Raw genomic sequence first — 7,673 nt, forward strand, 5'->3', positions numbered from 1 at the left:
GGCGGCGCGGCCGGCGGCGGCGGGGCACCGCGGGCCGTGCCCTGCAGGAAAGGCGCGGCACGCGCCGACGAGGCGACAGCGAGGAGCGCGCACATGACGACCGTCGCGCGGCAGAAGACCCCCGATCCCGGGCCGGAGGCCCGCGGCTCGCGCACCGGGCGCCCCGCGGGGCGCCGGGGCAGGTCCCGGCCCCCCGGCGAGCCCCGCTCCGTCGGCTGGCTGTACGTCCTGCCGGCCCTGGCGGTGTACGGGGCGTTCCTGCTGTGGCCGCTGGTGCGCGGGGCGCAGTTCTCCCTGTACCACTGGGACGGCATCGGCCAGGCGACCTGGGCGGGGCTGTCCAACTACACCGCCATCTGGACCGACCCGACGCTGCGGCACGCCTTCGGGCACCTGCTGGTGCTGATCGTGTTCTACGCGGTCCTGCCGTGCTGCATCGCGTTCGTGCTGGTCGCCGTCATGTCCCGGACGAAGATCCGCGGCCTGACGTTCTTCCGCACCGTGCTGTTCATGCCGCAGGTGATCGCGATGGTCGCGGTCGCGGTGGCATGGCAGTGGGTGTACTCCGCGGACGGGCCGGTCAACACCGTCCTCGGGTGGCTGCACGACCTCGGGCTGCCGGACTGGCGGCACGGCTGGCTCGGCGACTTCACCTTCGCGCTGCCCGCCATCGGGCTCGTCGGCACCTGGGTGGAGATCGGGCTGGCGCTGGTGCTGTTCCTGGCCGGCGTGCAGAAGATCCCGCGGGAGCTGTACGAGGCGGCGCGGATCGACGGCGCCGGGGCGGTCCGCGAGTTCTTCGCCGTCACGCTGCCGGGGCTGCGCCGCGAGCTGTCGGTCGCGCTGACGCTCACCACGATCATGGCGGTGCGCAACTTCGACCTCATCTACATGGCGACCGCCGGCGGCCCGGGCGACTCCACGAAGGTGCCCGCCTACGAGGTCTACAACCGCACGTTCAACACCGGCGAGGTGGGGCTCGGCTGCGCCATCGGCGTCACGCTGGCCGTCCTGGCGTTCGCGGTCACCGCGGGCATCGGCCGCCTCGTCGAGGGGAGAGGCGAATGAGCAGGCGCTACGAGCGGATCCTCAACCACGCCGTGCTGGCGCTGTTCGCGGTGATCGCCCTGTTCCCGATGATCGGCATCGTCGCGCAGGCGCTGCAGCTGCCGGGGAACCTGTCGTTCGACACCTTCCGGGTCGCCTGGAACGAGGGCCACTTCGCCGCCTACCTGCGCAACAGCGTCATCGTCACCGCCATCACGGTGGTGCTGGCGAGCGTCTTCTCGATCATGTCCGGGTACGCGCTCGGCGTCATGCGCTTCCGCGGCGCCGGGGCGCTGTTCCTGCTGTTCCTGGCCGGCCTCACCATCCCCACCGAGGCCGTCGTCGTGCCGCTGTACTTCGACCTGCGCTCGGCCGGGCTGGACAACACCTACGCCGGGCTGATCCTCCCGCAGGTCGCCATGTCGGTCGCGTTCGGCACGTTCTGGATGCGCGCCTACTTCCGCAGCGTCCCGCCGTCGCTGATGGAGGCGGCCCGGATGGACGGCGCGTCCAGCTGGACGACCCTGTGGCGGGTGCTGGTGCCGATCGGGCGGCCCGCGATCCTCACCATGGTCGTCCTGATCACCATGTGGACCTGGAACGAGTTCCTGCTGCCGCTGGTGATCGTCAACTCCGACGAGGGACTGCGCACCGCGCCGCTCGGCCTGTCGTTCTTCCAGGGCGCGCACAAGACCGACTATTCGCTGCTCATGGCGGGCGCGCTGATCATCGCCGCGCCCATCGTGATCGTCTATGTCTTCCTGCAACGCCGGTTCATTGCAGGGATGCTCTCGGGGGCCATCAAGGAGTAGGGAGTCCGGGGCCGCCCCCGGCGGCCCCGCAACCGAACAGGAGAGTTCATGCGAAGACTCGCCCTACCCGCCGTCCTGTGCGCCGCGCTGGCGGGCTCGGCCATCGCGCTGGCCGGCCCGCCCGCGCAGGCGCGGACGGCACCGTCCGACCGTACGGCACCGTCAGAACAAGGCAGGCTGGACGTGCTGTTCGTCGGGGCGCACCCCGACGACGAGTCCGGCACCCTGTCGACGCTCGGCCAGTGGAACGAGTTCGCCGCTTCGAGAACAGGCGGGGCGAAGACGGGAGTGCTGACCGTCACCCGCGGCGAGGGCGGCGGCAACGCCGCCGGGACGGAGGAGGGCCCGGCGCTCGGCCTGCTCCGCGAGGACGAGGAGCGCCGCGCGGTCGGCAAGGCGGGCGTCACCGACGTCCACAACCTCGACAAGGTCGACTTCTACTACACGGTGAGCGCCCCGCTCACCGAGGACACCTGGGGCCACGACGACACCCTCGCGAAGGTCGTGCGGGTCGTCCGCGAGACCCGGCCCAAGGTGATCGTGACGATGAACCCGGCGCCGCTGCCCGGCCAGCACGGCAACCACCAGGAGGCCGCGCGGCTGGCGACCGAGGCGTACTACGCCGCCGCCGACCCCAACGCGTTCCCCACCCAGCTCAGCAAGGAGGGGCTGAAGACCTGGGCGCCGGGACGGCTGTTCCAGGGCGGCGGGGCGTCCGGCCCGACCGGGCAGGAATGCGCCGCCAAGCTCACCCCCGACACCCCGGCGTCGGTGTCGTACGGCGTGTGGGGCGGCCGGGCGTCGGCCCGCAACGGCGGCAAGACGTGGGCGCAGGTCGAGCGGGAGGCGCAGCGGCTGTACGTGAGCCAGGGCTGGGCCGGGTTCCCGGACGCGCCGTCCGACCCGTCGAAGATCGGCTGCGACTACTTCACCCAGATCGCGAGCCGGGTGCCGTTCACGCTCGGCAACACCGACCCGGCGGCGCCGCTGGAGGGCGCGGTCACGCCGGGCAAGGGCGGACTGCCGCTCGGCACGCAGTTCTTCCTGACGACCGGGGCGTACGGGGTGACGCCCGGCGCGGCGTTCAAGGTGACGGCGCACGCGAGCGCGCCGAAGAACCTGGCCAACGCGCGGGCCGCGCTCTCGGTGCCGTCCGGTTGGAACGTGACAGGAAGCGGTGACCTGGGCAGACTCGGATCGCGCGAGCGGACGGCGACGTTCACCGTGACGCCGCCCGCCGGCGCCTCCGTGGGCCGCGCGCAGATCTCCGCGACGCTCACCTCCGGCCGCTCCACCGGCCAGACCGCGACGATGGTGAACGTCCAGCCGCCCGTCACCGGGCAGCAGCAGCCGCTGCCCCGCGTCGACGACTTCGACACCTGGGCCACCAAGACGGGCGTGCCCGCGCTCATCGGCCAGATGAAGCGGGTCCTGACGGTCGGGACGGGCAAGTCGCGCGACGTCCGCGTCGACCTGGTGAACACCACCTCGTCCGCGCAGTCGGGCACGGTGAAGCTCGACCTGCCGAAGGGCTTCTCGGCCGACGCCGCGTCCAAGCCCTACACGCTCGCGGCCGGCGCGAAGGGCACGGCCACGTTCAAGGTGACCAACACCGACGCGTCGCTGCCGACCTCCAACCAGGGCGGGACCGGCGGCGACTACGACTACACCATCACCACCACCCCGTCGGCCGGCCCGGCCGACGTGGAGAAGGCAGCGCTGGAACTGGTCCCGGTCGCCGAGATCCCCAAGGCGGCCGCCGCCCCGAAGATCGACGGCAAGGAGGAGGCCGGCGAGTACGCCGGCGCCGAGCTGAACCTGTCGCGGGTGTGGGAGGGCGACGCCTGCGCGTCGGCCGCCGACTGCTCGGCCACCGGCAAGGTGACCTGGACCGACGACGCGCTGAACGTGCTGGTGAAGGTCCGCGACGACGAGCAGGGCACGGTGCTCGGCGCCGACGACTGCAAGCGGCACTGGCGCACCGACTCGGTCGAGATCGGGATCGACCCGCGCGGCGACTCCGAGAACACCTCGACCACCTTCAAGACCGGCATCTTCCCGCAGATGGCGGACGGCAAGCCGTGCTTCGAGCGCGACGCCGACGCCCACCAGGGCGGGGCGGACGCCGCGCCCGGCATGCAGGTCGCCTCGGCGTCGAACCAGCCCTACGACGGCTACACCATCGAGGCGAAGATCCCGTTCAAGGACCTGCCGACCGCCGTGGACCCGGCGCGGATGGGCCTGAACCTCTTCGTCTACGACTCCGACACCCAGGACAAGACCGGCCAGACCCGGATCGGCTGGTCGACCTGGGGCGGCGTGCAGGGCGACCCGTACCGGTGGGGCCAGACGACCCTGCCCGGCTACACGCCCGACCCGAGCCTGCCGACCACCCCGCCCGCACCGGTCATGCCGACCGACGCGGCGGCCTCGGTGAACTCGCCGGAGTCGATCGAGCAGGCCGTCCGGACCGGGATCCCGCTCGCGGGCGGCCCGGCCGCGCCGCGCTCCGACAGCGCGGGCATCTCCGGCGCGCCGAAGGTGTCCGGCGGGTCGACGACCTTCCGGCTGCGCGCCACCGGCCCCGGCACCGCCCACGTGTCGGTCTGGGACGGCAAGGTCCTCGGCACGAAGACCGTCGAGGTGAAGCGCGCCGGCTCGCAGACCGTGACGGTCACGGGCGCGAGCGGCCTGCTCGCCGTCGCCTTCGAGGCGAAGAAGGGGGGCACGGCGAGCAGCGTCGCCCGGCTGACGCGGTGAACGGTGCCGCCGCGCCGGGTTCCCGCCCGGCGCGGCGGCGTTCCGCCCAGTGTGCGTCCGGGCCGGTCAGCGGCCCACGAGGGTGTGGGAGAAGGAGTAGCGGTCGGCCCGGTAGACGTGGTCGCCGTACTCGACGGCGGAGCCGTTGTCGTCGAAGGCGGTGCGGGTCATGGTGAGCAGCGGCGTGCCGCGCCGCTCGTCCAGCAGCCGCGCCTCCGCGGCCGTCGCGGCCCGCGCCCCGATCGTCTGGTGCGCGATCCGCAGGTTCACCCCGGCGGAGCGCAGCGTCTCGTACAGGCCGTGCTCGGCGAGGTGCTCGGCGGTGACGTCGAACAGCCCGGCGGGCAGGACGTTGGTCAGCAGCGCCAGCGGCTCGCCGCCGGTGAGCCGCAGCCGGCGCAGCCGCAGCACCTCGGTCCCGGCCGGGACGCCGAGCCGCTCGGCGGCCTCCTCACCGGCCGGGGCGGGCCCGAACTCCAGCACCTGAGTTCGGGGCTCGGCGCCGGCGGCGGCGAGGTCGTCGTGCAGGCTGGTCAACTCGATCGGCCGCCGCACCTGCGCCTGGACGACCTGGGTGCCGACCCCGCGCTTGCGCACGAGCAGCCCCTTGTCGACCAGGTGCTGGATCGCCTGCCGGACGGTCGGCCGCGACAGCCGGTAGCGGGCCGCGAGGTCCAGCTCGTTGTCCAGCCGGGCGCCCGGGGGGAGCTCGCCGGACCGGATCGCCGCCTCCAGCTGCTGGGCGACCTGGAAGTAGAGCGGCACGGGGCTGCCGCGGTCCAGCGTCACCGTCGGTCCTTGCACGCGGGCTCCTTCCGTGGGCCGCGAGGCAGGATAGCCGACCCGCCGTCCGGAGATATTTAAGTCCTTATGTCAGGACATAGTGTTGACAGACATTAGATCGTTCCATGAGACTCGGTCGCGGTTCACGGCCGGAAGGGGTGCGATGAGGATCGGGCTGGCTGGAGCGGGACGGATCGGGACCGCGCACGCGGAGACGCTGCGCGCGCTGCCCGGTGTCGCGGAGGTCGTCGTCGCCGACGCCGACCCGCGCCGGGCGCGGGAGGCGGCGGACAAGCTCGGCGTGCGCGCGGCCGGGGATGTCGGCGCGCTGTTCGGGGCCGGGCTGGACGCGCTGGTCGTCGCCGCGCCGACCGACGCGCACGCCGGCCTGGTGGTGCGCGCGGCGCGGGCCGGGCTGCCGGTGTTCGTGGAGAAGCCGGTCGCCGCCGACCTGGCCGGGACCATCGAGGTGCTGGCGGCGGTCCGCGGTGCGGGGGTACCGGTGCAGGTGGGCTTCCAGCGCCGCTTCGACCCCGGCCACGTCGCGGCGCGGGACGCGGTGCGCTCGGGCCGGCTCGGCTGGGTGCACACCGTCCGCTCCTGCACGCTCGACCCGGCGCCCCCGCCGGACGAGTACATCCCCGCCTCGGGCGGCCTCTTCCGCGACTGCTCGGTGCACGACTTCGACGCCGTCCGGTTCGTCACCGGCCGCGACGTGGCGGAGGTGACCGCGACCGGCGCCAACCGCGGCTCGGCGGCGTTCGCCGAGGCCGGCGACGTCGACACCGGAGCGGCGATGCTGACGCTCGACGACGGGACGCTCGCCCTGGTGTCGGCGAGCCGCTACAACGCGGCCGGATACGACGTGCGGCTGGAGGTCCTCGGCTCGCTCGGCGGCGTCGTCGCCGGCCTGGACGACGGGACGCCGCTGTCCCCGGCCGGCGCGGGGCTGCGCCCGGCCGGACCGCCGCACACCGGGTTCCTGGAGCGGTTCGCCGACGCCTACGCGGCCGAACTGCGGGCGTTCGTCCGGATGGTGGCCGACGGTACGGACAGCCCGTGCCCGCCCGAGGAGAGCCTGGAGGCGTTCTACGTGGCCGAGGCGTGCGAGATCTCCCGGCGCGAACGCCGCGCCGTCGCCATCGAGGAGGTGCGGCGATGACGACCGCCGCGGGCACCGCGGGCCACGACCTCGTCACCATGGGCCGCGTAAGCGTGGACGTCTACCCGCACCAGGTGGGAGTGCCGCTGGAGGACGTCGAGTCCTTCGGCAAGTACCTCGGCGGCAGCCCCACCAACGTGGCGGTCGCCGCCGCCCGGTACGGGCACCGCACCGCCGTCATCACCCGGACGGGCGCCGACCCGTTCGGCCGGTTCGTCCACAAGGCGCTCCGGGGATACGGCGTGGACGACCGGTTCGTCACCGACGTGCCGGGCCTGCCGACCCCGCTGGCGTTCTGCGAGATCTTCCCGCCGGACGACTTCCCGCTGTACTTCTACCGGTACCCGAAGGCGCCCGACATGGAGATCCGCGCCGGCGAGCTGGACCTGGACGCGATCGCGGACGCCCGGATCTTCTGGGCGACGGTCACCGGGCTGTCGCAGGAGCCGAGCCGGGAGGCGACGGTCGCCGCGCTCGCCGCGCATCCGGGCACGACCGTCCTGGACCTGGACTACCGGCCGATGTTCTGGGAGTCGCCGGACGCGGCTCGCGCGCGTGTGCGGGAGGCGTTGGAGCACGCGACCGTCGCGGTCGGCAACCTCGACGAGTGCGAGGTCGCGGTCGGCGAGCGCGAGCCCCGTGCCGCCGCCCGCGCGCTGCTGGACCGGGGCGTGGCGGTGGCGATCGTCAAGCAGGGGCCGCGCGGCGTCCTGGCCGCCTCGGCGGACGGGGCCGTCGAGGTCCCGCCGACACCGGTGGAGGTGGTCAACGGACTCGGCGCCGGGGACGCGTTCGGCGGCGCGCTCTGCCACGGGCTGCTCGGCGGCTGGGACCTGGAACGGATCGTGCGGTTCGCGAACGCCGCCGGGGCCATCGTGGCGTCCCGGCTGTCGTGCGCGGACGCGATGCCCGACGCCGCCGAGGTCGAGCGGCTGCTGGCCGCGGCCGGCCCGCCGGCGGCGGGGGAGAGCAAGGAGGTCACCGCGTGAGCGCGGGAACGTTCGCGGAACGCTACGCCGCCCTGGCCGGGATCAGGGCGGAGCACCCGGAGGCGGTGGCGGGGGCGGCGGCGCGCCGGGCGCGGCCGGCCGGCCCGCCCGGCGCGTCCG

At 73.9% G+C, this 7,673-nt stretch carries 6 protein-coding genes; 5 read left to right on the forward strand and 1 reads right to left on the reverse strand.

From position 1 onward, the window contains the following. Window positions 1–93 precede the first annotated feature (93 nt). Genes ABD296_RS48340 through ABD296_RS48350 form a run of 3 tightly spaced genes read left to right on the forward strand, consistent with a single transcriptional unit; the run spans window position 94 to window position 4,619 of the window. Window positions 94–1,068: a carbohydrate ABC transporter permease gene (locus tag ABD296_RS48340; RefSeq protein WP_344284930.1), complete on the forward strand. Its 975-nt coding sequence runs from the start codon at window positions 94–96 to the stop codon at window positions 1,066–1,068. Beyond that, complete coding sequence (locus tag ABD296_RS48345; protein WP_344284933.1) at window positions 1,065–1,859, forward strand: carbohydrate ABC transporter permease; 795 nt, start codon at window positions 1,065–1,067, stop codon at window positions 1,857–1,859. Before ABD296_RS48340 ends, ABD296_RS48345 begins: the two co-directional genes overlap by 4 nt. 48 nt (window positions 1,860–1,907) lie before the next feature. After that, entirely contained in the window at window positions 1,908–4,619 is a 2,712-nt protein-coding gene (locus ABD296_RS48350; RefSeq protein WP_344284937.1) for a sugar-binding protein, read from the forward strand. Between the two features lie 66 nt (window positions 4,620–4,685). Here ABD296_RS48350 and ABD296_RS48355 read toward each other — a convergent pair whose 3' ends face one another. Beyond that, window positions 4,686–5,423 (reverse strand): GntR family transcriptional regulator, encoded by a 738-nt coding sequence (locus ABD296_RS48355; protein ID WP_344284940.1) that lies wholly within the window; start codon window positions 5,421–5,423, stop codon window positions 4,686–4,688. Between the two features lie 142 nt (window positions 5,424–5,565). On the opposite strand from ABD296_RS48355, the gene ABD296_RS48360 reads away from it, so the two are divergent. Both ABD296_RS48360 and iolC read left to right on the forward strand, forming a co-directional pair. Further along, a complete protein-coding gene (locus ABD296_RS48360) occupies window positions 5,566–6,564 on the forward strand; it encodes a Gfo/Idh/MocA family protein (protein ID WP_344284943.1) in 999 nt (332 codons plus the stop codon). Continuing rightward, window positions 6,561–7,553: a 5-dehydro-2-deoxygluconokinase gene (iolC, locus tag ABD296_RS48365; RefSeq protein WP_344284946.1), complete on the forward strand. Its 993-nt coding sequence runs from the start codon at window positions 6,561–6,563 to the stop codon at window positions 7,551–7,553. Before ABD296_RS48360 ends, iolC begins: the two co-directional genes overlap by 4 nt. Window positions 7,554–7,673 lie beyond the last annotated feature (120 nt).

Origin of the sequence: Actinomadura napierensis, from assembly GCF_039529375.1 — a bacterium.
Lineage (GTDB): Bacteria > Actinomycetota > Actinomycetes > Streptosporangiales > Streptosporangiaceae > Spirillospora > Spirillospora napierensis.

What these genes read in the sequence shown, in the direction of transcription:
- ABD296_RS48340 (WP_344284930.1), top strand. Translation starts at nt 94, where the DNA reads ATGACGACCGTCGCGCGGCAGAAGACCCCCGATCCCGGGCCGGAGGCC.
- ABD296_RS48345 (WP_344284933.1), top strand. Translation starts at nt 1,065, where the DNA reads ATGAGCAGGCGCTACGAGCGGATCCTCAACCACGCCGTGCTGGCGCTG.
- ABD296_RS48350 (WP_344284937.1), top strand. Translation starts at nt 1,908, where the DNA reads ATGCGAAGACTCGCCCTACCCGCCGTCCTGTGCGCCGCGCTGGCGGGC.
- ABD296_RS48360 (WP_344284943.1), top strand. Translation starts at nt 5,566, where the DNA reads ATGAGGATCGGGCTGGCTGGAGCGGGACGGATCGGGACCGCGCACGCG.
- iolC (WP_344284946.1), top strand. Translation starts at nt 6,561, where the DNA reads ATGACGACCGCCGCGGGCACCGCGGGCCACGACCTCGTCACCATGGGC.